The organism is Enterobacter cloacae complex sp. SHL009 (genome assembly GCF_049237205.1).
GTDB classification, from domain to species: domain Bacteria; phylum Pseudomonadota; class Gammaproteobacteria; order Enterobacterales; family Enterobacteriaceae; genus Enterobacter; species Enterobacter cloacae_M.
The window spans coordinates 41,725-65,337 of the sequence record NZ_JBMKIW010000008.1 but is presented as its reverse complement, the minus strand read 5'-3'; the positions used below and the strand labels follow the sequence as shown (position 1 = coordinate 65,337).

Here is a 23,613-nt window from a genome sequence, read left to right as displayed (position 1 = left end):
AAGGTTATGTGTCTCAGGACCGCAAAAATCCGGTAAACTTAAGGGATTCTCCAATAAGGAAAATTGACCATGACACTCCTACACACCGAAGTTGCCGTTGTCGGCGGCGGTATGGTCGGCGGCGCGCTGGCGCTGGGGCTGGCGCAGCAGGGATTTGAGGTAACGGTAATCGAACAGGCTGCACCGTCGGCCTTCGATCCCGCCAGCAAACCGGATGTGCGCATTTCCGCGATCAGCGCGGCGTCCGTCGATCTGCTGCGCGGGCTGGGCGTCTGGGAGGCGGTGCTGGCGATGCGCACGCACCCCTATAGCCGTCTTGAAACCTGGGAGTGGGAAAATGCCCACGTCGCGTTTGATGCCGCTGAGCTAAAGCTGCCGCGCCTGGGTTATATGGTGGAAAACAACGTGCTTCAGCAGGCGCTCTGGCAGGCGCTGGAGGCGCACCCGAAGGTGACGCTGCGCGTTCCGGCGTCGATTAAGGCTCTGCATCCTCAGGAGAGCGGGTATTCGCTGACGCTCGACAGCGGCGATGAACTGGCCGTTAAGCTTGTCGTCGGAGCGGACGGCGCTAACTCGCAGGTCAGACAGATGGCGGGAATTGGCGTTCATGCCTGGCAGTATGAGCAGTCCTGCATGCTGATTACCGTCGAGTGCGAGAATGCGCCGGGAGAAAGCACGTGGCAGCACTTTACGCCGAATGGCCCGCATGCGTTTTTACCGCTGTTTGATAACTGGGCATCGCTGGTCTGGTACGACAAACCGGCACGCATTCGCCAGCTGCAGGGGCTTTCAATGGAACAATTGCAGCGGGAAATTCGCCTGCATTTTCCGAGCCGTCTGGGCAACGTTACGCCGGTGGCTGCCGGGGCGTTTCCCCTCACTCGGCGCCATGCTTTGCAGTATGCCCGTGAAGGGCTGGCGCTGGTGGGCGATGCAGCGCACACCATTCATCCGCTGGCCGGGCAGGGCGTGAATCTGGGGTACCGTGATGTCGATGCGTTACTGGATGTGCTGAGCAGCGCCCGCGGGCACGCGGAAAACTGGGCCAGCCATCAGATTCTGAAGCGTTACCAGACGCGACGCATGGCGGATAACTTTATTATGCAGTCGGGGATGGATCTGTTCTATGCCGGGTTCAGCAATGACTTAGCCCCGGTGCGCATTCTGCGTAATATTGGATTGATGGCAGCGGAGCGTGCAGGTGGTTTGAAGCGTCAGGCGCTGAAATACGCCTTAGGACTTTAGTTTTCATTCCCTCTCCCCGTGGGAGAGGGGCAGGGTGAGGGCATCAGGCTGCACAATACTAACAACAAAAACAAAAAAGCCCGCAGAGCGGGCTTTTTTGTTACTTAAGTGGCTGGGGTGCAGGGATTCGAACCCCGGAATGCTGGTATCAGAAACCAGAGCCTTACCGCTTGGCGACACCCCAATTGCGTTAAACAAACTGCTTAACGACTTTTTAAATTGGCTGGGGTACGAGGATTCGAACCTCGGAATGCCGGAATCAGAATCCGGTGCCTTACCGCTTGGCGATACCCCAACAATTTGTCTTGATTACCGAAAAATCGATAATCTTAATTTGGTGGCTACGACGGGATTCGAACCTGTGACCCCATCATTATGAGTGATGTGCTCTAACCAACTGAGCTACGTAGCCAGTACTGCAATCTTCGATGGCTGGGGTACCTGGATTCGAACCAGGGAATGCCGGTATCAAAAACCGGTGCCTTACCGCTTGGCGATACCCCAATACCGCGGAGAACCGCAAAATCGAAGAAATATGGCTGGGGTACCTGGATTCGAACCAGGGAATGCCGGTATCAAAAACCGGTGCCTTACCGCTTGGCGATACCCCATCCGTGCAACGCTTACCCGGGAATGGTGCGGGAGGCGAGACTTGAACTCGCACACCTTGCGGCGCCAGAACCTAAATCTGGTGCGTCTACCAATTTCGCCACTCCCGCAAAAAAGATGGTGGCTACGACGGGATTCGAACCTGTGACCCCATCATTATGAGTGATGTGCTCTAACCAACTGAGCTACGTAGCCATCTTTTTTCGCGTTACCTTATCGGCGTTGCGGGGCGCATTATGCGTATAGACCCTTGCAGCGTCAACACCTTTTTCAACGAAAATAGCCGGAATGTGACTGTTTGGTTAGGTTGCGAACAGCGTGACCGAATATTCGGCAATTATTGGTTATTAATCAGATTTAGGCGGTGAAATGTGAGGCAAAAAAATCAGGCCCCTGAGGGGCCCGATTGCGATCTGAGTGATTATTTGTAGGCTGACTGATGAACGCCTACCGCGCGTCCTGACGGATCGTTCATGGATTTGAAAGATTCATCCCATTCAATCGCTTTGGCAGAAGAGCAGGCGACGGACGGGCCACCCGGTACGCACTCCGCGGCGCTCGGTACCGGGAACAGCTCTTCAAAAATTTCACGATACAGATAGGCCTCTTTCGAGCCCGGCGTGTTGTACGGGAAGCGGAAGCTCGCGGTTTCCAGCTGTTGGTCAGAAACCTGTTTCGCCGCGACCTCTTTCAGGGTGTCGATCCAGCTATAGCCTACGCCATCAGAGAACTGTTCTTTCTGACGCCATGCCACGCTCGCCGGCAGGTAGGATTCAAAACATTCACGCAGGATATGTTTTTCCATTTTGCCGTTGCCGCACATCTTGTCCTGCGGGTTGATGCGCATCGCCACGTCGAGGAATTTCTTATCGAGGAACGGCACGCGCGCTTCCACGCCCCAGGCCGACATCGCTTTGTTGGCACGCGCACAGTCGAACATGTGCAGCGCCTGCAGCTTGCGCACGGTCTCTTCGTGCAGCTCTTTGGCGTTTGGCGCCTTGTGGAAGTACAGGTAGCCGCCAAACACTTCGTCAGACCCTTCACCGGAGAGCACCATCTTGATGCCCATCGCTTTAATCTTACGCGACATCAGGTACATCGGTGTTGAGGCGCGGATAGTGGTTACGTCATAGGTTTCAATGTGATAGATCACATCGCGGATCGCATCCAGACCTTCCTGCACGGTGAAGTGAATCTCATGGTGCACGGTGCCGAGGTGGTTCGCCACTTCCTGCGCGGCTTTCAGGTCAGGTGCGCCTTCCAGGCCAACGGCAAAAGAGTGCAGCTGTGGCCACCAGGCTTCTGAGCGCTCCTGATCTTCCACGCGACGGGCCGCGAATTTCTTGGTGATCGCGGAGATCACGGAGGAGTCCAGACCGCCGGAGAGCAGCACGCCGTACGGCACGTCGGACATCAGGTGGCTTTTCACGGAATCTTCCAGGGCCTGACGCAGCTCGGCTTTGTCCGTGACGTTGTCTTTCACCGCATCATAGTCGAACCAGTCACGCTGGTAATAGGAGCGGATCTCGCCGTCTTTGCTCCACAGATAGCTGCCTGCCGGGAACTCTTTAATGGTGCGGCAGACCGGCACCAGGGCTTTCATTTCAGAGGCGACGTAGAAGTTGCCGTGCTCATCGTGACCCATGTACAGCGGGATAATGCCGATATGGTCACGGCCAATGAGGTAAGCGTCTTTTTCGCTGTCGTACAGGGCGAAGGCAAACATGCCCTGCAGGTCGTCCAGGAACTCGGGTCCTTTCTCCTGATACAGCGCCAGGATCACTTCACAGTCAGAACCGGTCTGGAACGCGTAGCGGTCGCCGTATTCGGCGCGCAGCGCCTGGTGGTTGTAGATCTCACCGTTGACAGCCAGCGCGTGCGTTTTTTTCTCGTTATACAGCGGCTGTGCACCGGCGTTGACGTCAACAATGGACAGACGTTCGTGAGCCAGAATCGCTTTGTCACTGGCGTAAACGCCTGACCAGTCCGGACCGCGGTGGCGCATCAGGCGGGACAGTTCGAGTGCCTTTTTACGCAGTTCGCCCGCGTCAGTTTTAATATCCAGTACGCCAAAAATTGAACACATAACCTTCTCCGTTAACCCTGTTGCTTTGTAATGTTGCTTGCTTATGAAAATGCCGCAAAGGGGCAGGGCGCGCAAGCGTTTTACGGGTGAAAACGGAAATAGTGCAATAGTGATTGCGGAATAGTGAAAAAAGAGTACGTCATGGATTCTTTTATTGATGATTGTGCAATAAAACGTGTTTTTTGTTAGATGGTGTTCTATTTGTGTAGGCTATAAATGAAAAACCACGCCCTGCGGCGTGGTTCGGTATCAGATGATGTCGATTTCATCGACGGAGGGGTAAATCCAGCTTGGCCGGAACGGCATCGAATCAATGTCATCAAGTTGAGAGACGCCGGAGAGGACCAGAATCGTCTCCAGACCCGCCTGAAATCCGGCCAGAATATCGGTGCGCAGGTTGTCGCCGACAATAACGGTTTCTTCAGAGTGGGCCTGCATCTTGTTGAGCGCGGCACGAATGATCCACGGGCTCGGTTTACCGACCACAAACGGCTGACGACCTGAGATTTTTTCGATACCGGCGCACAGCGCGCCGCAGGCCGGATAAAAACCACGGCCGTGCGTATCCGGGTTGGTAGCGATAAAGCGCGCGCCGCTGGCGACAAAGTATGCTGCCTTATGCATCATCTCCCAGTTAAAGGAGCGCGTTTCGCCGACAATCACAAAGTCCGGGTTCACGTCAGTGATGGTAAAGCCAGCTTTGTACAGCTCGTGTATCAGTGCACCTTCACCCACCACGTAGGCTTTTTTCCCTTCCTGACGCTTAAGAAAATCCGCCGTGGCCATTGCCGAGGTATAAAACACGCTGTCTGGAACGTCGACGCCCGCCGTGGCAAAGCGGTTAGCCAGATCCTGACCGGTTTGGGAAGGGTAGTTCGTGAGCAGAACCAGAGGCATTCCTTTGTCGATGATGCGGTGTAGAAACTCCGCAGCACCCGGCACGGCAACGTTGTCGTGCATCAGCACGCCGTCGATATCACAAATTACATTCTTAATGGTCATGGACAGTCCGACATCAAAAAAAGAAGGCGTTACTATAAGGTCCGATCAACTTTCCAGCAAATGCTGCAGCAGAATTCCGTTGAGCATGGCGCGTTTGACCAGCGCGAACGCGCCGATCGCCGAGCGATGGTCAAGCTTTGAACGAACCACCGGGAGGTTCTGGCGGAATGCTTTCAGCGCCTGGGTGTTAATACAGCCTTCAATGGCGGGGAGCAGCACCTTTTCCGCCTCCACAATTTCACCGGCGATCACCACTTTTTGTGGGTTAAACAGGTTAATGGCGATGGCGATGGTTTTCCCCAGGTGGCGTCCTACCTGCTCAATCACTTCGCAGGCCAGCGCGTCACCCTTATTGGCGGCTTTGCAGATGGTGCCAATTTTGCAATCGTCCAGCGTGACGCGGCTTTGGTAACCCTGTTCAAGGAGATGGCGAACGCGCTGCTCAATGGCAGTGTTGGCGGCAATCGTTTCAAGACAGCCGAAGTTGCCGCAGTGGCAGCGCTCCCCGAGGGGCTCAACCTGAATGTGGCCAATCTCGCCGACGTTACCGTTGCGACCAATAAAAATACGGCCGTTAGAGATAATACCGGCGCCCGTTCCGCGGTGAACGCGCACCAGAATAGAGTCTTCGCAGTCCTGGCTCGCACCAAAGTAGTGCTCTGCCAGCGCCAGCGAGCGAATGTCGTGGCCCACAAAGCAGGTCACTTTAAAACGCTTTTCCAGCGCGTCGACCAGCCCCCAGTTTTCAACCTGAATATGCGGCATATAGCGGATAACGCCGCTTTCCGGGTCGACCAGGCCGGGCAGAATCACGGAGATGGCGATGAGTTCGCGGATCTTGCGCTGACAGCTTTCAATAAACTGCGCTATGGTATTCAGCAGCGCATGCTCCAGCGTCTCCTGGGTGCGCTCCGGAAGAGGGTAGTGCTCTTCCGCAATGGCTTTACTGCTCAGATCGTACAGTGTGAGCGTGGTGTCATGACGGCCCAGACGGACGCCAATGGCCTGAAAATTGCGGGTTTCGGTGATAATGGAGATGGCGCGGCGGCCCCCGGTGGAGGCCTGCTGATCGACTTCTTTGATCAGACCGCGCTCAATGAGCTGGCGGGTAATTTTTGTCACGCTGGCGGGAGCAAGCTGGCTTTGTTCGGCTATCTGAATTCGCGAGATTGGTCCGTGCTGGTCAATCAGGCGGTATACCGCCGCACTGTTAAGTTGTTTAACGAGATCGACATTACCGATTTGAGCTTGTCCGCCAGGTGTCATACTTTTACTTACTCAGTGACGACCTCGTTACCATTAACGATGGTCTTAATAATTTTATAATCGTGTGTGAATGCCGTCAGGTTTGCAACCATACCTGGTGCAATTCCGCCAAGCTGTTTATCCACGCCCATTGCGCGAGCCGGATAAAGGGTTGCCATACGCAGGACTTCATCAAGCGCAATCCCGCAATGTTCAACCAGGTTACGCACCCCTTCAATCATGGTCAAAGAGGAACCGCTCAGCGTACCGTTTTCATCCACACACAGTCCATTGCGGTAGTATATTGTTTTACCGGCAAAAATGAACTGCTCAATATTTGCACCTGCCGGTGCGGTGGCATCCGTCACCAGACAAAGCTTGTCACCTTTCAGCCGCTTAGCGTTGCGGATGTTGGTGTAATCGACATGCATGCCGTCAGCAATAATGCCGCAGTAGACGTCTGGCTCATCCAGTATCGCCCCGACCAGACCCGGTTCACGGCCTGTGATATACGGCATGGCGTTGTATAGGTGCGTTGCGAAGGTAATCCCCGCGCGGAAACCGGCTTTTGCTTCTTTCAGCGTCGCGTTTGAGTGACCTGCTGAAACGATAATCCCGGCACCAGCCAGTTTGCTGATGACATCCGTACCCGTCATTTCAGGCGCCAGCGTCACTTTGACGATCACATCGGCGTTCGCACACATGTAGTCAACCAGTTCCGCATCAGGTTTACGCACGTAATTCGGGTTATGCGTTCCTTTCTTGACCATATTCAGCCATGGCCCTTCAAGGTGCAGACCCAGCGCCTGGTTAGGGTGTTTGGCCAGGTATTCGCGCATCACGCGGATACCCTGCTTCATGAGGTCATCACTGCTGGTGATGAGCGTTGGCAAATAGCTGGTGCAGCCCGATTTCTCGTTGGCTTTCTGCATGATCTCCAGCGTTTCGACCGTCACCGCATCCGCGGTGTCATTGAATTGCACACCGCCGCAGCCGTTGAGCTGTACGTCGATGAAACCGGGGGAGATTACTGCTCCATTGAGTGAGCGCTGTTCAATCTCCGGCGGCAGTTCTGCCAGCGGGCAAACACGTTCAATCAGGCCATCAGCGATAACAATCGCATGGTCATCCAGAATTTCATGGCCGGTATAAATCCGACCGTGGGTTAAAGCGTACATAACGACCCCCGGTTAAAAAAAAGCGGCCGCCTCTTGATGAAGAGGCGGTTATTCAATTACAGACCTTTGATATTCTCAGCTTCTAACTCGTTGAAGTATTTCAGCGTTTTAACCTTCAGCTCCATCGTGGACGGTTCGTCACAGACGATGACTGATTTCGGATGCAGCTGCAGGCAGCTGATGGTCCACATATGGTTTACGTTGCCTTCAACGGCAGCCTGGAGCGCTTGCGCTTTCACGCCGCCCAGCACCAGAATCATCACTTCTTCGGCATCCAGCAGGGTGCCTACGCCTACGGTCAGGGCGTATTTTGGAACCTGGTTAACATCGCCGTCAAAGAAGCGGGAGTTTGCCACGCGCGTGTCATGGGTCAGCGTTTTAATACGGGTGCGGGAAGCCAGAGATGACGCCGGTTCGTTAAACGCAATATGACCATCATTGCCTACGCCACCCATGAACAGGTGGATCTTACCGTAAGAACGGATTTTTTCTTCATACTGACGGCATTCTGCGTCAATATCAGGCGCGTTTCCATTCAGCAGGTTAATATTTTCAGATGGAATATCAACGTGATCAAAGAAATTGCGGTGCATAAAGCTATGGTAGCTTTCCGGGTGGTCTTTCGGTAAGCCAACGTATTCATCCATATTGAAGGTTACAACATGTTTGAAGCTAACCTGGCCTGCTTTATGCATCTCAACCAGCGCCTTATAGGCGGTCAGCGGCGTGCCGCCTGTCGGAAGTCCAAGAACGAAAGGACGATCTGCGGTCGGTTTAAAGGCGTTAATACGGTTAACGATATGGCGAGCGGCCCATTTACCGACTTGTTCAGCAGTTGCCAGGGGAATCAGTCTCATTGTTCACCTCAAGAGTTTAAGTAGAAGAGTGGGCGGATGGCTATCGGGACCTGATACTTAAGCGTAACCTGGAAACTTTCAGGCCGGATCAATCCGTCTTGATTTTTTGAATGATAAAATAAGTTTTCGCTGTTAGCCAGTATAAGGGAGGGTAAATAACGATATTTGGTGACAAAAATCACAAAAAGTACGCGTTTAATTTGCGATACGAATTAATTTTTCACACACTCACAATGCCAGTGAAGCATCAACTGTATCTATAGTTCGTGACACAATAAAAAACAGAGCTGAGAACATGCCTTAAACGGGGTCTCATAGGGGGAAGAAAGTGAGTATTCTAGGTTATTTACAAAAGGTTGGCCGCGCGCTTATGGTGCCGGTCGCCACGCTGCCTGCCGCAGCCATCCTGATGGGTGTCGGCTACTGGATCGACCCCAACGGCTGGGGTAATACCAGCGCGCTGGCGGCGTTCTTTATCAAGTCAGGTTCCGCCATTATCGACAACATGTCCGTGTTGTTCGCGATTGGTGTGGCTTACGGTATGTCCAAAGACAAAGACGGTGCCGCTGCGCTGACCGGTTTTGTCGGTTTCCTCGTGTTAACCACCCTCTGCTCGCCTGCAGCGGTGGCCATGATCCAAAAAATTCCGGCGGACCAGGTTCCGGCGGCGTTCGGTAAGATCAGCAACCAGTTTGTCGGTATCCTTGTGGGTATCATCTCCGCCGAACTGTATAACCGCTTCAGCAGCGTAGAGCTGCCGAAAGCGCTCTCCTTCTTTAGCGGTCGCCGCCTGGTTCCTATCCTGACCTCGTTTGTGATGATCGTTGTCGCGTTCATCATGATGTACGTCTGGCCGATGATCTTCGACGGCCTGGTGAACTTCGGTGAGCACATCCAGAAACTGGGTTCTGTCGGTGCGGGCGTGTACGCGTTCTTCAACCGTCTGCTGATCCCGGTCGGTCTGCACCACGCGCTGAACTCCGTATTCTGGTTCGACGTTGCCGGTATTAACGATATCCCTAACTTCCTGGGTGGCGCACAGTCCATCGAAGCAGGTAAAGCGGTTGTCGGTATCACCGGTCGTTACCAGGCGGGCTTCTTCCCGATCATGATGTTTGGTCTGCCGGGTGCTGCGCTGGCTATCTACCACTGCGCGCGTCCAGAGAACAAAGCGAAAGTGCTGGGTATCATGATGGCGGGGGCGTTCGCGGCCTTCTTCACCGGTATCACCGAGCCGCTGGAGTTCTCCTTCATGTTCGTGGCGCCGGTTCTGTATGTGATCCACGCCGTGCTGACCGGTATCTCCGTGTTCATCGCTGCCAGCATGCACTGGATTGCCGGTTTCGGCTTCAGCGCCGGTCTGGTGGATATGGTGCTGTCGTCCCGTAACCCGCTGGCGACCCACTGGTGGATGCTGATCCCGCAAGGTCTGGTGTTCTTCGCGATCTACTACATGGTGTTCCGTTTCACTATCACCAAATTCAACCTGATGACCCCGGGTCGTGAACTGGCCGTGGCCGGTAGCGAAGCGGATGGTCAGGATGTGAACGTGAGCGGTGCTCAGGATCAGGACGTTTCAGGCCTGGCGCGTCAGTACATCGCCGCTGTCGGGGGTTCTGACAACCTGACCGGTATCGACGCCTGTATCACTCGTCTGCGTCTGAACGTCAAAGACTCTTCCCTGGTGAACGAAGCGCTGGCTAAACGTCTTGGTGCTTCCGGTGTTATTCGCCTGAACAAAACCAGCGTGCAGATTATCGTTGGCTTCGTGGCAGAGAAAATTGCTAATGCCATGAAAACCACCGGTCCGGTAGCCGCAGCAGAAGCTTCTGCCGCACCTGCCGCCGCGCCAGCGGCTGCAAAACCGCAGGCGGTACCGAACGCGAAAACGGTAGCCGCGCTGGTTTCACCGGTAACCGGTGAAGTCGTTGCGATTGAGCAGGTGCCTGATGAAGCCTTCGCCAGCAAAGCGGTGGGTGACGGTGTGGCGGTGAAACCAACGGAAAAAATCGTTGTGTCTCCGGCGGCCGGTACCATCGTGAAAATCTTCAACACCAACCACGCGTTCTGCCTCGAAACCGAAAATGGCGCGGAGATCGTTGTCCACATGGGTATCGATACCGTCGCGCTGAACGGCCAGGGCTTTACTCGCCTGGTGGAAGAGGGTGCAGAAGTAGTGGCAGGCCAGCCGATTCTGGAAATGGATCTGGACTTCCTGAACGCCAACGCGCGCTCCATGATAAGTCCGGTCGTTTGCAGCAACATCGACGACTTCAGTGGCCTGGTCATTCAGGCGAAAGGTCAGGTTGTTGCGGGGCAAACGCCGCTGTATGAGATTAAAGGCAAGTAATCGCTCCTGAGTAGAGTCATGCCTTAAGCGGCGGGGGATATCCTCCGCCGCTTTTTTTTGCAGCAAAAGCCCCCATTATTTTCTTCAGAGACGTTTTAAGGGTTGTCACTACGTCCGGCTTATAAGATCATATGCCGTTATACGTTGTTTACGCTTTGAGGAATCCACGATGAGTGAGGCAGAAGCCCGCCCGAGTAACTTTATTCGTCAGATCATCGATGAAGATCTGGCCAGTGGTAAGCACACCACAGTTCATACCCGCTTCCCGCCGGAGCCGAACGGCTACCTGCATATCGGGCATGCGAAGTCCATCTGCCTGAACTTTGGCATTGCGCAAGACTACCAGGGACAGTGCAACCTGCGTTTCGATGACACCAACCCAGTAAAAGAAGACATCGAATACGTTGAGTCCATCAAGAATGACGTGCAATGGCTGGGCTTCAACTGGTCTGGCGATATCTGCTACTCCTCTGACTATTTTGATCAGCTGTACGCCTACGCGGTTGAACTGATCAACAAGGGTCTGGCGTATGTTGACGAACTGTCTGCTGATGAAATCCGTGAATATCGCGGTACGCTGACCGCGCCGGGCAAAAACAGCCCGTTCCGCGATCGCAGCGTGGAAGAGAACCTGGCGCTGTTTGAAAAAATGCGTGCTGGCGGCTTCGAAGAAGGCAAAGCGTGCCTGCGTGCCAAAATCGACATGGCGTCTCCGTTCATCGTGATGCGCGATCCGGTGCTGTACCGCATTAAGTTTGCGGAACACCACCAGACCGGCAACAAGTGGTGCATCTACCCGATGTACGACTTTACCCACTGCATCAGCGATGCGCTGGAAGGCATTACGCACTCTTTGTGTACGCTGGAGTTTCAGGACAACCGTCGTCTGTACGACTGGGTTCTGGATAACATCACCATTCCTGTGCATCCGCGCCAGTACGAGTTCTCTCGTCTGAATCTGGAATACACCGTGATGTCCAAGCGTAAGCTGAACCTGCTGGTGACCGACAAGCACGTTGAGGGCTGGGACGATCCGCGTATGCCAACCATCTCGGGTCTGCGTCGTCGTGGTTACACTGCCGCCTCTATTCGTGAGTTCTGCAAACGTATCGGCGTGACTAAGCAGGATAACACCATCGAGATGGCCTCCCTGGAATCCTGCATTCGCGAAGATCTCAACGAAAACGCTCCGCGCGCGATGGCGGTTATCGACCCGGTGAAACTGGTTATCGAAAACTATCCGCAGGGTGAAAGCGAGCTGGTCTCCATGCCTAACCATCCGAACAAACCGGAAATGGGTAGCCGTGACGTGCCGTTCAGCGGTGACATCTGGATTGACCGCGCTGACTTCCGCGAAGAAGCCAACAAGCAGTACAAGCGTCTGGTGCTGGGTAAAGAAGTGCGTCTGCGTAACGCCTACGTCATCAAAGCCGAGCGCGTAGAGAAAGATGCAGAAGGGAATATCACCACCATCTTCTGTTCATATGACGCTGAAACGCTGAGCAAAGATCCGGCGGATGGCCGCAAGGTGAAAGGCGTGATTCACTGGGTGAGCGCTTCCCACGCGCTGCCGGTAGAAATCCGTCTGTACGATCGTCTGTTTAGCGTGCCTAACCCAGGTGCTGCGGAAGACTTCCTGGCGACCATCAACCCGGAATCTCTGGTGATCAAGCAGGGTTATGCGGAGCCTTCTCTGAAAGCCGCTGAAGCGGGCAAAGCGTTCCAGTTCGAACGTGAAGGTTACTTCTGCCTGGACAGCCGTTACAGCACGGCAGAAAAACCGGTATTCAACCGTACCGTAGGTCTGCGTGATACCTGGACGAAGATCGGCGAATAATATTGCTGGTCTGGTCAATGAGAGACAAACGCCGCACCATGCGGCGTTTTTTTATTTAACGATCAGGGTATTAAGACAGGGCCTAAAAAGGTGTGATAAAAATATCAGGTCAATGAGGTGCTACTTATTTTTTTAAAAAAAGTTTGTGTCATTACGAAAAACAAAAAGGTGATAAAAAAGGAAAGATAATCCACGTCTAACCACTGAAATACCTGATAATTCCCCGCCATTGCTCGCCTCTCTGCAAATGTTACAAATCACTACCAATTATGTGCACTTCGTCATAATCCTGACTTTTGCCCGCTAAAAAGCATTGATAATTCGCGTCGCGAAAAATAACCTAAAGACGGTAGTTAATTCGAGGGTATTTAAAACTACCCCTGACCATTTGGTCTTTTTTATTTACGCCGCTTCAGGCGTTTTAATTCGTCAAAGAGGAATAATCTATGCGTACGTTCAGTGGCAAACGTAGTGCGCTGGCGCTGGCTATTGCCGGTGTGACAGCAATGTCGGGCCTGGTGGTGACACCAGAGGCGAAAGCGGCAGGCTTCATCGACGATTCTACCCTCACGGGCGGTATTTATTACTGGCAGCGTGAACGTGACCGTAAAGACGTCACCGAAGACAAATACAAAACCAACCTTTCTCACTCCACCTGGAACGCCAACCTGGACTTCCAGTCAGGCTATGCCGCGGATATGTTCGGTCTGGATATTGCTGCGTTTACCGCGATTGAAATGGCGGAAAACGGTGACAGCGCCCACCCGAACGAAATTGCCTTCTCCTCCAGCAACAAAGCCTATAAAGAAGACTGGTCCGGGGATAAGAGCGGTATCAGCCTTTATAAAGCCGCTGCAAAATTTAAATACGGTCCGGTTTGGGCGCGCGGGGGTTATATTCAGCCAACCGGTCAGACTCTGTTAGCGCCGCACTGGAGCTTTATGCCGGGTACCTATCAGGGTGCGGAAGCCGGGGCGAATTTTGACTACGGTGATGCGGGGGCGTTGAGCTTCTCCTATATGTGGACCAACGAGTACAAAGCGCCGTGGCACATTGAAATGGACAAGTTCTACCAGAACGATAAAAAAACCAAAGTCGATTACCTGCACTCGCTGGGCGCGAAGTACGACTTCAAAAACGATCTGGTGCTTGAAGCGGCATTCGGTCAGGCACAAGGCTATGTCGATCAGTATTTTGCCAAGGCCAGCTATAAATTCGATGTCGCGGGTAGCCCGCTGAGCACCAGCTACCAGTTCTACGGTACGCGCGACAAGGTCAGCAACGGTGGCGTCAACGACATTTATGACGGCACCGCGTGGCTGCAGGCGTTAACCTTCGGCTACAAGGTCGGTCAGGTTGATTTACGTCTGGAAGGCACATGGGTGAAGGCGGAAGGGCAGCAGGGCTACTTCCTGCAGCGTATGACCCCGACCTACGCCTCCTCCAACGGTCGTCTTGATATCTGGTGGGATAACCGCTCTGACTTCAACGCCGACGGTGAGAAAGCGGTCTTCTTTGGCGCAATGTATGACCTGAAAAACTGGAATCTGCCGGGCTGGGCCGTGGGTGCCTCTTACGCTTACGCCTGGGACGCAAAACCTGCCGATATGGCCACGCCGGACGCATACTACGATCCTAACTATCGCCTGAAAGAGTCTTCCTACAGCCTCGATGCTATCTATACCCTGCAGGATGGCCGCGCGAAAGGCACGATGTTCAAACTGCACTTCACTCAGTATGACAACCACTCCGATATCCCGAGCTATGCGGGCGGTTACGGCAACATCTTCCAGGATGAACGTGACGTGAAATTCATGGTTATTGCCCCATTCACCATCTTCTGATGAACGCACCGGCGGGCTGAGTCCCGCCGGTATGGAGACTGCACATGATGAAAAAAATCGTTATCGTCGCGTTGCTGGCATCAGGGCTGGTGGCGTGTGCTCAGAATCAGGCGCCGAAAGAGGACTCCCGTCTGAAGGAGGCGTATAGCGCCTGCATAAATACTGCGGAAGGATCGCCGGAGAAAATTCAAGCCTGTCAGAGCGTGCTGAACGTGCTGAAGAAAGAGAAAGCGCATGAGCAGTTCGCGACGCAGGAGAACGTCCGCGTGATGGATTACCAGGCCTGTATCCAGGCGCGTAAAACCGGTAACGATCAGGAAGTGGCGAAGCGTTGCGATAAGATCTGGAACGAGATACGCAATAACAATAAATAAGTGCTTTACGCCCGGTGGCGCTGCGCTTGCCGGGCCTACAAAGGTGTCATAGCCCGTAGGCCCGGTAAGCGCAGCGCCACCGGGCTTTTTCAGGCAAAAAAAAAAGCCAACCTTGCGGCTGGCTCAGAGTATGAATACTGATTATTTCGCGTCGTGCGCGTGGTCGTCTTCGCGGCAGTCGCCTTCAGCGCAGTGACCGTAAAGATACAGGCTGTGGTTCGTCAGGCGGATGCCATGACGCGCCGCGATTTCACGCTGGCGTGATTCAATGGAATCATCGCTGAATTCAATGACCTTGCCGCAATCGAGGCAGATCAGGTGATCGTGGTGCTGCTGCTGGGTCAGTTCGAAAACAGATTTACCGCCTTCGAAATTATGACGGGTAACAATGCCCGCGTCATCAAACTGGTTCAGCACGCGATAGACGGTAGCCAGCCCGATCTCTTCACCCATGTCGATAAGACGTTTATAGAGGTCTTCCGCACTGACATGGTGATTGTCTGGACCCTGAAGCACTTCAAGGATTTTTAACCGAGGAAGCGTAACTTTCAGGCCAGCCTTCTTTAATGCGGTATTGTTGTCAGTCATGCGGAATCTGTCCTGTTGCTAAACGATTCACTTCTGTAGGAAGTGACAGAAAATGCACCCGGGATAATGCGTCTCATTATAGAACTGCCATGGCTAAATGAAAACTGCAAGTCTCAGGCAAAATATGCTTATAAAAACGTGGTATCACCAACAAACTTGCTCAATGGAAAACCACGTTTTATCAGGGAGACATTGTACAGGTCTGGGCGAAAAAGTTAAAAGATTGTAGCGATTAATTTAATCGGTTTGACCTGAAGCACGGGCGCAGCCGCCGCTGCGCCGCGATAAAATCAGGCGTTCAGAATATCGTTCAGGTGCAGTTCCTCACGGATCTGCTTAACCCACTTCTCAACACGCTCTGCGGTCAGCTCTGGCTGACGGTCTTCGTCGATGGCCAGACCCACGAAATGATCGTCATCGGCCAGGCCTTTAGACGCTTCGAAGTGGTAACCGGCGGTCGGCCAGTGGCCTACGATAACCGCGCCGTTCGGCTCAATGATATCGCGGATGGTGCCCAGCGCGTCACAGAAGTATTCGGCGTAGTCTTCCTGATCGCCACAGCCAAACAGGGCGACCAGCTTACCGTTGAAGTCCACTTCTTCCAGCGTCGGGAAGAAATCATCCCAGTCGCACTGGGCTTCACCGTAGTACCATGTTGGGATACCCAGCAGCAGAATGTCATAGCCTTCCAGATCTTCTTTGCTGCTCTTGGCGATGTCATGCACATCAGCAACGTCTTTACCGAGCTGTTTTTGAATGTTTTTTGCGATATTTTCAGTATTGCCGGTATCACTGCCAAAGAAAATGCCGATGATTGCCATGAGTAAAATAACCTCTTGAAACTTAATAGTATGGTGGCGCAATTTGGCCACGGATAAGGGCAATAATAGCAGAACTGGCAACCCTGCGGAAACAGCTATCGCGCAGGACTGCACTCTGTGCTACATGAAAAGGGCGATAAAGGGGATTTTCAGACTTATGCCTGGCCGCGTAACGTTTCAAGCTGGGCGATCAGCATCTCTTCAATGAGCTCGCTACGGCTGATATTTCGGGCCTCGGCCAGCTCATTAAGTGCATCGACCGCGTCGGCGTTGAGCTTCAGTTCGACACGCTTAAGCCCACGATTTTTATCGCGTTTAAGCTGGTTGCGTTTATTGATACGCAGCTGTTCATCGCGCGAAAGCGGATTCGTCTTGGGTCGTCCCGGGCGACGCTCATTCGCGAACAGATCTAGTGTCGTACGGTCCGTTTGTTCTTTGGCCATGATTCTGAGACTTCGGGGGAAACACGCCGCCCTGCTAATGCCCGGGCGATAAGCGCGCCATCATACATCACCAAAAACGGCACGCCAACGACTGGACGCCTGTAGCCTTCCAGTCGCTTTCTTTTTAATCAATTTGCAGTATCAGCGAGATAGCGGCGAATGGCGCGCAGCACAGCATCCGGTTTTTCCGCATGCACCCAGTGCCCTGCACCGGCAATCACGTGGGCGCGAGCCTGCGGGAATTGGGCCAGCAGCGTGTCGCGGTACGCGTCGGTAACGTAAGGCGAGTTGCCGCCGCGAATAAAGAGAGTAGGGTATGGCCAGGCGGGGACGGTTTCCCAGCCGACGATGTTATTGTACTGGTCCCAGAGCACCGGCACGTTAAAACGCCATTGCCCGTCAACAAACGACTTCAGCAGGAACTGAACGACGCCTTCTTCATTAAGATGCTCACGCATGACGGCAGCCGCCTGTTGGCGCGTCGCGACACCCGCTTCTGTGACCGCATTAATAGCGGCAAAAATCTCGTCGTGACGACGGACGTCGTAATCCACGGGCGCGACGTCAATCACCACCAGGCCGCTAATACGGTCCGGGGCCAGTGCCGTCAGGGCCATCACCGCTTTGCCACCCATTGAATGCCCGATGAGGGTCACCTTTTGCAGGTCGTGGGCATCCAGCGTATCCAGCAGATCCTGCGCCATCGCCGCGTAGGTCATCTCGTCGGAACGCCCGGAAAGACCATGATTGCGCATATCGACCTGTAAAATATCGTGGTCGGTAACCAGATCGCGCGCCAGCACGCCCAGGTTATCCAGACTACCAAAAAGCCCGTGAACCAGTACGATGGGAGAATTATTGTTCGGCGATTGTGCAGTTTGCGCTCGGGTATTCAATTTCATGGCAAAGTTCTTTTTTTACGTATGTCAGGTTAGGGTATCATGTTGACCATTCTGCCGCCCGGCTGCAAGGTTCCAGTTTAATCTGACTTTTGCCGCCAACCTGGTTTGACGCTATCCGCTGTTGGGATTTGACCTTATAATCCCAATGACTTGTATTCAGATAAGATATCGCACTGGATTAAGATGAAAACAATCGAAGTTGATGACGAACTCTATCAGTATATTGCCAGCCAGACGCGGCATATCGGGGAGAGCGCGTCCGACATTTTACGGCGCATGCTTAAAATTTCCGCCGCTTCACAGCCTGCTACCCCAGTCACCAAAGATGTCGTGTCTCAGCCGAGCGTTGTTGCACAAGCAAAACCTGCCGTGACGCCGGCAAAAGATAAAGTGCGCGCGATGCGCGAGCTGCTGCTCTCCGATGAATACGCGGAGCAGAAAAAGGCCGTAAACCGCTTTATGCTGGTGCTGTCTACACTTTACTCACTGGATAACAAAGCGTTTGCTGAAGCGACCGAGTCGCTTCACGGCCGTACTCGCGTCTATTTCGCGGGCGACGAGCAGACGCTGCTGCAAAATGGCAATCAAACCAAACCCAAACATGTTCCTGGCACCCCGTACTGGGTGATCACCAATACCAATACGGGCCGCAAGTGCAGCATGATTGAACACATCATGCAGTCCATGCAGTTCCCGGCGGAATTGATTGAAAAGGTTTGCGGTACAATTTAACCCTTGCATCAGAAGGACCCGGTAATGGCAAATCACAGCCGTGCAGGCCAACCTGCACAACAAAGCGATTTGATTAACGTCGCTCAGCTGACCGCGCAGTATTATGTGCTGAAACCGGTCGTGGGCAACGCAGAACACGCAGTGAAGTTTGGTACATCCGGTCACCGCGGCAGCGCGGCGCGCCACAGCTTTAACGAACCGCACATTCTGGCCATTGCTCAGGCCATTGCGGAAGAGCGCGCTAAAAATGGCGTTACCGGTCCGTGCTACGTGGGGAAAGATACCCATGCCTTGTCTGAACCGGCGTTCATCTCTGTTGTGGAAGTGCTGGCGGCAAACGGCGTCGACGTGATTGTTCAGGAGAACAATGGCTTCACCCCAACCCCTGCGGTCTCTAACGCCATCCTGGTGCATAACAAAAAAGGTGGCGCGCTGGCGGACGGTATCGTTATCACGCCATCCCACAACCCGCCGGAAGACGGTGGTATCAAATACAACCCGCCTAACGGCGGCCCGGCCGACACTAACGTCACCAAAGTGGTGGAAGATCGTGCGAACGCGCTGCTGGCTGACGGTCTGAAAGGCGTGAAGCGCATTTCTCTGGATGCGGCCATGGCGTCCGGTCACGTGAAAGAGCAGGATCTGGTTCAGCCGTTCGTGGAAGGGCTGGCGGATATCGTCGATATGGCGGCCATCCAGAAAGCCGGGCTGAAGCTGGGCGTGGATCCGCTGGGCGGCTCCGGTATCGAATACTGGAAACGTATCGCCGAGCATTACAAGCTGGATCTGACCATCGTGAACGATCACGTCGATCAGACCTTCCGCTTTATGCACCTGGACAAAGACGGCGCGATCCGTATGGACTGCTCCTCCGAGTGCGCGATGGCGGGCCTGCTGGCGCTGCGTGATAAATTCGATCTGGCGTTTGCTAACGACCCGGATTATGACCGTCACGGTATCGTCACCCCTGCCGGGCTGATGAACCCGAACCACTATCTGGCTGTTGCAATTAACTATCTGTTCCAGCACCGCCCGCAGTGGGGCAAAGAGGTGGCCGTCGGTAAAACGCTGGTTTCCTCCGCGATGATCGACCGCGTGGTGGAGGCGCTGGGCCGCAAGCTGGTGGAAGTGCCGGTGGGCTTCAAATGGTTCGTTGACGGTCTGCACGACGGCAGCTTCGGCTTCGGCGGTGAAGAGAGCGCGGGCGCATCTTTCCTGCGTTTCGACGGCACGCCATGGTCAACCGATAAAGACGGCATCATCATGTGCCTGCTGGCGGCGGAAATCACCGCTGTCACCGGTAAGAACCCGCAGGAACACTACAACGACCTGGCGGCACGCTTTGGTGCACCAAGCTATAACCGTATTCAGGCTGGCGCGACGTCAGCCCAGAAAGCGGCCCTGTCCAAACTCTCTCCAGAGATGGTCAGCGCAAGCACCCTGGCGGGTGATCCGATCACTGCTCGTCTGACGGCGGCACCGGGCAACGGCGCATCCATTGGTGGTCTGAAAGTGATGACCGAGAATGGCTGGTTCGCCGCGCGTCCGTCCGGTACGGAAGATGCGTACAAAATCTATTGCGAAAGCTTCCTCGGCGCTGAGCACCGTCAGCAGATTGAGAAAGAAGCGGTAGAGATTGTCAGCGAAGTGCTGAAAAACGCGTAAGTGCGGTATGGGTGCGGGCTGATGCCTTCACCCCGGCCCTCTCCCACAGGGAGAGGGAGAAAACACTAAAAACGGCAACCCATGGGTTGCCGTTTTGCTTTTACTTAACTGTGCTTGTTCTTCAATTCAAACCGCGGTGACACCAGACCGTACAGCGTCCAGCCCATAAAGGTCACCATTGCCCCGTAGAGCATCGCTTCCTGGCCGGATGAGTAGAGCGCATAGAAGCTGTAGATTGCCCCAATCAGCGCCACAATATTCGCCACTCTTGCTTTGCGTGGATCTACCTTCGCCACCTTCTGGATGATCACCAGCGCTGCCATCGACAGAATATACGGAATGATGTTCGTCACCACCGCCAGGTTGACCAGCACGTTGAACTGGCTGTTCAGCGACGGGCTAATGGTCATCAGCGACAATCCACTCTGGAAGATGACAATCGCCAGCATGCCCTGCACCGGCGCATCCGCTTTGGTCACGCGGGAGAAGATTTTTGGGAAGTAACCTTCATCAGCCGAGGATTTAAACACCTGTGCGATGGTGAACTGCCAGCCGAGGAGTGAACCGCAGCAGGACATTACCATCAGACCCATAATCACCTTCCCGACTTCCGGGGTGAACATCTGCGCGAAGGCCAGCCCAAACGGCGCCGTAGAGTTTGCCAGATCCATGTTTGGCACAATCCCGGCAATCACGTTAGTCGAGACGATATAGATCACCGCCGCGCCCAGCGTGCCGCCGAGGACCGCAATCGGCACGTTCTTTTCAGGATTCTCTACCACTTCCGCGTTCGCGCAGGCGGATTCCAGACCCAGGAAGGCCCAGAGCGTCATGGCGATAGAAGAGCCGACAGCGGTAAAGAACGGCACATGGTGCGGGTTCCAGGAGTTGGCGTAGAGCGTCGGGCTAAACCAGAACCAGCCGATGATGCACAGGCCGACAACCGGGATAATCACGCCCCAGACGGTGATGCTGGATAGCTGTCCGGTGATACGCGCGCCGCCAAAGTTAGCCACGGTGCAGATCCACAGCACGCCGATGGTCGCCAGCCCAATTTGCACAGGACTGAGCGTTGCGCCAAACAGCTCCGTACCGTAGCCCACGGCGGAGATGGCAATCGCCACGTTGGCGATCAGCAGCGACACGCCGTAGGTGTAGTTGGCCATAAAGTTACCCGACTTGCCAAAGGCGTATTCGGCGTAGCCGCCCATGCCGCCTGACTTACGGCTGAACATCCCGCACTTGGCGAACGCCCACGCCAGCGCCATTGAACCGACTGCCGTCACCAGCCAGGAGATGATAGAGATGGTACCCACCTCTGCCAGTTTGGTGGGCAGCATGATAATCCCGGAGCCCATCATGTTCACCATGGTGAGGATGGTCAGCTGCACCACGCCCATCTTATTGGACTTACTCATAATTTCTCTCCTTTCAGCAGCGCGGGCTGAGCGGCGGGTTGTTTGATGACGTTGCAGCGAACCTGTTTGCGACCCTCACACTCCTCGACGTACACACCCTGCAGCTCCGGCGCGAAGCCCGGCAGAAGGTTGATGCCTTCTTCCAGCGCGGCAAAGTAGCGCAGCACGGAACCGCCCCAGACTTCCCCTGGAACCACGCACAATACCCCCGGTGGATAAGGGAGCGCGCCTTCGGCGGCGATGCGGCCTTCCGCGTCGCGCAGGGAGACCAGTTCAACCTCACCGCGCAGATAGGCGTAGTTCGCGTCCTGCGGGTTCATCATCACGCGCGGGAAGTGAGACTTGCGGAACATCTCTTTCTGCAGCTGTTTCACGTTGTGGCGGGCGTACAGGTCATGCATCTCCTGGCAGATCTGGCGCAGGGTGTAATCCGTGTAACGTTCCGGATGTTGTTTGTAGAGAGAAGGCAGGACGTCTTTCAGCGGAACATCGCTCTCGAGCAGTTTTTCGAAGCGCACCAGCTGCGCCACCAGCTGCTGCAGTTTGCCCATATCTTCCGCAGGCGTGAGCAGGAACAGGATCGAGTTGAGATCGCATTTTTCCGGCACGATGCCATTTTCACGCAGGAAGTTGGCAAGGATAGTGGCGGGCACGCCGAAGTCGTCATACTCCCCGGTGCGGGCGTTGATGCCCGGTGTGGTCAGCAGGAGCTTGCACGGGTCGATAAAATACTGATGCTCAGCGTAGCCTTCAAAAGCGTGCCAGTTTTCACCCGGTACGAAGTGGAAGAAGCGCAGATCGGTCGCAATTTCCGCCGTGTCCCAGCTTTCCCACGGGCGGCCATCCACCGTTTCCGGCACGAAGGGGCGCAGATACCGGCAGTTCTCCAGGATCAGCTTGCGCGCTTCGATACCGTTCACCACGCAATCCATCCACATGTTGCGGCCGCTCTGGCCTTCATGCATACGGGCGTTAATGTCCAGCGCAGCGAACAGCGGATAAAACGGGCTGGTGGAGGCGTGCATCATAAAGGCATTGTTCAGCCGCTTGTGCGGGACATAGCGCTGTTGCCCTTTGATATGGCTGTCTTTCTTATGGATTTGCGAGGTCTGCGAGAAGCCGGCCTGCTGTTTATGCACGGACTGGGTGACCAGGATCCCCGGATCGTTTTCGTTCAGCTCCAGCAGCAGCGGAGAGCAGTCGGCCATCATCGGAATAAACTGCTCGTAACCCACCCAGGCGGAGTCAAACAGGATGTAATCACACAGATGCCCAATCTTATCCACCACCTGACGGGCGTTATAGATGGTGCCATCGTAGGTACCCAGCTGGATCACCGCCAGACGGAACGGACGCGCATCGCGTGCACGGCCCGGCGCCACCTCTGCCACCAGCTCGCGCAGATAACTTTCTTCAAAACAGTGGGCGTCAATGCCGCCAATAAAGCCGTACGGGTTACGCGCGGTTTCCAGATAGACCGGCGTTGCGCCAGCCTGGAGGAGGGCACCGTGATGGTTAGATTTGTGGTTGTTACGGTCAAACAGCACCAGGTCGCCCGGGGTGAGCAGGGCGTTAAGCACCACTTTGTTGGATGACGAGGTGCCATTCAGCACGAAGTAGGTCTTATCGGCATTAAAGACCTTTGCCGCATGCTGCTGGGCGATGCACGGCGCGCCTTCGTGGATCAGCAGATCGCCCATCGCCACGTCGGCGTTACACAGGTCGGAGCGGAAAAGCGTCTCACCAAAGAAATCGACAAACTGATTACCGGCAGGATGACGGCGGAAGAACTGGCCACCCTGATGCCCCGGGCAGTCAAACGCGCTGTTGCCCTGTTTCACATAGTCGACAAGGGCGCGGAAAAACGGCGGGCGCAGCTGGGTTTCATACTTCTGGGCTGCCGCTTCCAGCTGGCGTCCATAAAAGTCGTTGCTGGTGTCTTAATACTCAAATACGCCGTGAATGCGCGATAAATAGTCTGCCGGAATGAATTCCTCTTTGTGCGTCGCGACAAAAACAGGAATGCCAAAACCGGTGGCTTCTATTTCGTCCAGGATACCGCTGGCAATATCCGTGACCGCCAGAACAATGGCGGCAACATCAATATAATCAGAGGCACGGACATCTACCAGTTCACGCTGGGTAGTAAAGCAATCCGGACATGCACGACTGGCTGCGATTTTTAAACTTTTCATCTTTCTCTCTTTATTTTAGGTAATAAGCGTCCCTCGATTTCCTGCAAGAAAGAAATCGATAATTTACCGGAAAAAAAGCAAAGGGTGGCCGCTGATTAAAATCAGTGAATTGCTTTTTTGATGATTGAAATTCAGTCCGCCCGGTGCGGATGAGTCTGAATTAAAATGAATGAGCGCACGAGTTCACAGGCAATCGCCTGTAAAATAAGGTGTTTCAGGATA

The 23,613-nt window shown here is 54.4% G+C and carries 17 protein-coding genes, 7 tRNA genes and 1 pseudogene; 7 read left to right on the top strand and 18 right to left on the bottom strand.

The window, feature by feature from the left end:
- The first annotated feature begins 69 nt into the window (after positions 1 to 69).
- Positions 70 to 1,245: a 3-demethoxyubiquinol 3-hydroxylase gene (ubiF, locus tag ACOTZC_RS17545; RefSeq protein WP_163353561.1), complete on the top strand. Its 1,176-nt coding sequence runs from the start codon at positions 70 to 72 to the stop codon at positions 1,243 to 1,245.
- Between the two features lie 109 nt (positions 1,246 to 1,354).
- Here the strand turns inward: ubiF and ACOTZC_RS17540 are convergent.
- The 12 genes from ACOTZC_RS17540 to nagB all read right to left on the bottom strand — a co-directional run bounded on the left by ACOTZC_RS17540 (position 1,355) and on the right by nagB (position 8,222).
- A tRNA-Gln gene (locus tag ACOTZC_RS17540) sits at positions 1,355 to 1,429 on the bottom strand.
- 36 nt (positions 1,430 to 1,465) lie between these two features.
- Positions 1,466 to 1,540, bottom strand: a tRNA-Gln gene (locus ACOTZC_RS17535).
- Positions 1,541 to 1,580: 40 nt separating this feature from the next.
- Positions 1,581 to 1,657: transfer RNA gene (locus tag ACOTZC_RS17530), tRNA-Met, on the bottom strand.
- 17 nt (positions 1,658 to 1,674) lie between these two features.
- Positions 1,675 to 1,749, bottom strand: a tRNA-Gln gene (locus ACOTZC_RS17525).
- Between the two features lie 32 nt (positions 1,750 to 1,781).
- A tRNA-Gln gene (locus ACOTZC_RS17520) sits at positions 1,782 to 1,856 on the bottom strand.
- 23 nt (positions 1,857 to 1,879) lie between these two features.
- Positions 1,880 to 1,964: transfer RNA gene (locus ACOTZC_RS17515), tRNA-Leu, on the bottom strand.
- An 8-nt stretch (positions 1,965 to 1,972) separates the two neighbouring features.
- A tRNA-Met gene (locus ACOTZC_RS17510) sits at positions 1,973 to 2,049 on the bottom strand.
- A 226-nt stretch (positions 2,050 to 2,275) separates the two neighbouring features.
- Positions 2,276 to 3,940 carry an asparagine synthase B gene (gene asnB / locus ACOTZC_RS17505; RefSeq protein ID WP_023310762.1) on the bottom strand — a complete coding sequence of 555 codons (1,665 nt, stop codon included), beginning with the start codon at positions 3,938 to 3,940 and terminating at the stop codon, positions 2,276 to 2,278.
- Between the two features lie 249 nt (positions 3,941 to 4,189).
- On the bottom strand, positions 4,190 to 4,942 hold the full coding sequence (nagD, locus tag ACOTZC_RS17500; RefSeq protein ID WP_023310763.1) for a ribonucleotide monophosphatase NagD: 753 nt from the start codon (positions 4,940 to 4,942) through the stop codon (positions 4,190 to 4,192).
- Positions 4,943 to 4,987: 45 nt separating this feature from the next.
- On the bottom strand, positions 4,988 to 6,208 hold the full coding sequence (nagC, locus tag ACOTZC_RS17495) for a DNA-binding transcriptional regulator NagC (protein WP_021242995.1): 1,221 nt from the start codon (positions 6,206 to 6,208) through the stop codon (positions 4,988 to 4,990).
- Between the two features lie 8 nt (positions 6,209 to 6,216).
- Positions 6,217 to 7,365 carry an N-acetylglucosamine-6-phosphate deacetylase gene (gene nagA, locus ACOTZC_RS17490; protein ID WP_023310764.1) on the bottom strand — a complete coding sequence of 383 codons (1,149 nt, stop codon included), beginning with the start codon at positions 7,363 to 7,365 and terminating at the stop codon, positions 6,217 to 6,219.
- A 56-nt stretch (positions 7,366 to 7,421) separates the two neighbouring features.
- Positions 7,422 to 8,222, bottom strand: a complete 801-nt coding sequence (nagB, locus tag ACOTZC_RS17485; protein ID WP_023310765.1) for a glucosamine-6-phosphate deaminase — start codon at positions 8,220 to 8,222, stop codon at positions 7,422 to 7,424.
- Between the two features lie 328 nt (positions 8,223 to 8,550).
- Here nagB and nagE point away from each other — a divergent pair, with 328 nt between their 5' ends.
- The 4 genes from nagE (at position 8,551) to chiQ (ending at position 14,627) form a co-directional block, all read left to right on the top strand.
- Entirely contained in the window at positions 8,551 to 10,572 is a 2,022-nt protein-coding gene (gene nagE / locus ACOTZC_RS17480) for an N-acetylglucosamine-specific PTS transporter subunit IIBC (protein WP_071949254.1), read from the top strand.
- Positions 10,573 to 10,741: 169 nt separating this feature from the next.
- Complete coding sequence (gene glnS / locus ACOTZC_RS17475; RefSeq protein WP_029740147.1) at positions 10,742 to 12,409, top strand: glutamine--tRNA ligase; 1,668 nt, start codon at positions 10,742 to 10,744, stop codon at positions 12,407 to 12,409.
- Positions 12,410 to 12,855: 446 nt separating this feature from the next.
- On the top strand, positions 12,856 to 14,253 hold the full coding sequence (gene chiP / locus ACOTZC_RS17470) for a chitoporin ChiP (protein ID WP_023310769.1): 1,398 nt from the start codon (positions 12,856 to 12,858) through the stop codon (positions 14,251 to 14,253).
- Positions 14,254 to 14,300: 47 nt separating this feature from the next.
- The gene (gene chiQ / locus ACOTZC_RS17465) at positions 14,301 to 14,627 is read left to right on the top strand and encodes a ChiQ/YbfN family lipoprotein (protein ID WP_032668313.1); all 327 of its coding nucleotides are present in this window, start codon (positions 14,301 to 14,303) and stop codon (positions 14,625 to 14,627) included.
- Between the two features lie 141 nt (positions 14,628 to 14,768).
- Here chiQ and fur read toward each other — a convergent pair whose 3' ends face one another.
- From fur to ybfF, 4 genes are all read right to left on the bottom strand, one after another.
- Positions 14,769 to 15,215, bottom strand: a complete 447-nt coding sequence (gene fur / locus ACOTZC_RS17460) for a ferric iron uptake transcriptional regulator (RefSeq protein ID WP_023310771.1) — start codon at positions 15,213 to 15,215, stop codon at positions 14,769 to 14,771.
- Between the two features lie 290 nt (positions 15,216 to 15,505).
- Positions 15,506 to 16,036 carry a flavodoxin FldA gene (fldA, locus tag ACOTZC_RS17455; protein WP_248168874.1) on the bottom strand — a complete coding sequence of 177 codons (531 nt, stop codon included), beginning with the start codon at positions 16,034 to 16,036 and terminating at the stop codon, positions 15,506 to 15,508.
- A gap of 155 nt (positions 16,037 to 16,191) precedes the next feature.
- Positions 16,192 to 16,479, bottom strand: coding sequence for a LexA regulated protein (gene ybfE / locus ACOTZC_RS17450; RefSeq protein WP_023310772.1), 288 nt, complete (start codon positions 16,477 to 16,479; stop codon positions 16,192 to 16,194).
- Between the two features lie 128 nt (positions 16,480 to 16,607).
- Positions 16,608 to 17,381 carry an esterase gene (gene ybfF / locus ACOTZC_RS17445; RefSeq protein WP_047173424.1) on the bottom strand — a complete coding sequence of 258 codons (774 nt, stop codon included), beginning with the start codon at positions 17,379 to 17,381 and terminating at the stop codon, positions 16,608 to 16,610.
- A gap of 183 nt (positions 17,382 to 17,564) precedes the next feature.
- Here ybfF and seqA point away from each other — a divergent pair, with 183 nt between their 5' ends.
- Positions 17,565 to 18,113 (top strand): replication initiation negative regulator SeqA, encoded by a 549-nt coding sequence (seqA, locus tag ACOTZC_RS17440; protein WP_008501070.1) that lies wholly within the window; start codon positions 17,565 to 17,567, stop codon positions 18,111 to 18,113.
- Between the two features lie 24 nt (positions 18,114 to 18,137).
- Positions 18,138 to 19,778 (top strand): phosphoglucomutase (alpha-D-glucose-1,6-bisphosphate-dependent), encoded by a 1,641-nt coding sequence (gene pgm / locus ACOTZC_RS17435; RefSeq protein ID WP_045356603.1) that lies wholly within the window; start codon positions 18,138 to 18,140, stop codon positions 19,776 to 19,778.
- A gap of 104 nt (positions 19,779 to 19,882) precedes the next feature.
- On the opposite strand, the gene potE is transcribed toward pgm, so the two are convergent.
- Entirely contained in the window at positions 19,883 to 21,196 is a 1,314-nt protein-coding gene (gene potE / locus ACOTZC_RS17430) for a putrescine-ornithine antiporter (protein WP_095907516.1), read from the bottom strand.
- A pseudogene (gene speF / locus ACOTZC_RS17425) lies at positions 21,193 to 23,391 on the bottom strand (ornithine decarboxylase SpeF). Before speF ends, potE begins: the two are co-directional and overlap by 4 nt.
- Positions 23,392 to 23,613 lie beyond the last annotated feature (222 nt).

What these genes read in the sequence shown, in the direction of transcription:
- seqA (WP_008501070.1), top strand. Translation starts at nt 17,565, where the DNA reads ATGAAAACAATCGAAGTTGATGACGAACTCTATCAGTATATTGCCAGC.
- glnS (WP_029740147.1), top strand. Translation starts at nt 10,742, where the DNA reads ATGAGTGAGGCAGAAGCCCGCCCGAGTAACTTTATTCGTCAGATCATC.
- fur (WP_023310771.1), bottom strand. Translation starts at nt 15,215, where the DNA reads ATGACTGACAACAATACCGCATTAAAGAAGGCTGGCCTGAAAGTTACG.
- pgm (WP_045356603.1), top strand. Translation starts at nt 18,138, where the DNA reads ATGGCAAATCACAGCCGTGCAGGCCAACCTGCACAACAAAGCGATTTG.
- asnB (WP_023310762.1), bottom strand. Translation starts at nt 3,940, where the DNA reads ATGTGTTCAATTTTTGGCGTACTGGATATTAAAACTGACGCGGGCGAA.
- chiQ (WP_032668313.1), top strand. Translation starts at nt 14,301, where the DNA reads ATGAAAAAAATCGTTATCGTCGCGTTGCTGGCATCAGGGCTGGTGGCG.
- chiP (WP_023310769.1), top strand. Translation starts at nt 12,856, where the DNA reads ATGCGTACGTTCAGTGGCAAACGTAGTGCGCTGGCGCTGGCTATTGCC.
- ubiF (WP_163353561.1), top strand. Translation starts at nt 70, where the DNA reads ATGACACTCCTACACACCGAAGTTGCCGTTGTCGGCGGCGGTATGGTC.
- nagC (WP_021242995.1), bottom strand. Translation starts at nt 6,208, where the DNA reads ATGACACCTGGCGGACAAGCTCAAATCGGTAATGTCGATCTCGTTAAA.
- ybfF (WP_047173424.1), bottom strand. Translation starts at nt 17,381, where the DNA reads ATGAAATTGAATACCCGAGCGCAAACTGCACAATCGCCGAACAATAAT.
- nagD (WP_023310763.1), bottom strand. Translation starts at nt 4,942, where the DNA reads ATGACCATTAAGAATGTAATTTGTGATATCGACGGCGTGCTGATGCAC.
- potE (WP_095907516.1), bottom strand. Translation starts at nt 21,196, where the DNA reads ATGAGTAAGTCCAATAAGATGGGCGTGGTGCAGCTGACCATCCTCACC.
- nagA (WP_023310764.1), bottom strand. Translation starts at nt 7,365, where the DNA reads ATGTACGCTTTAACCCACGGTCGGATTTATACCGGCCATGAAATTCTG.
- nagB (WP_023310765.1), bottom strand. Translation starts at nt 8,222, where the DNA reads ATGAGACTGATTCCCCTGGCAACTGCTGAACAAGTCGGTAAATGGGCC.
- fldA (WP_248168874.1), bottom strand. Translation starts at nt 16,036, where the DNA reads ATGGCAATCATCGGCATTTTCTTTGGCAGTGATACCGGCAATACTGAA.
- ybfE (WP_023310772.1), bottom strand. Translation starts at nt 16,479, where the DNA reads ATGGCCAAAGAACAAACGGACCGTACGACACTAGATCTGTTCGCGAAT.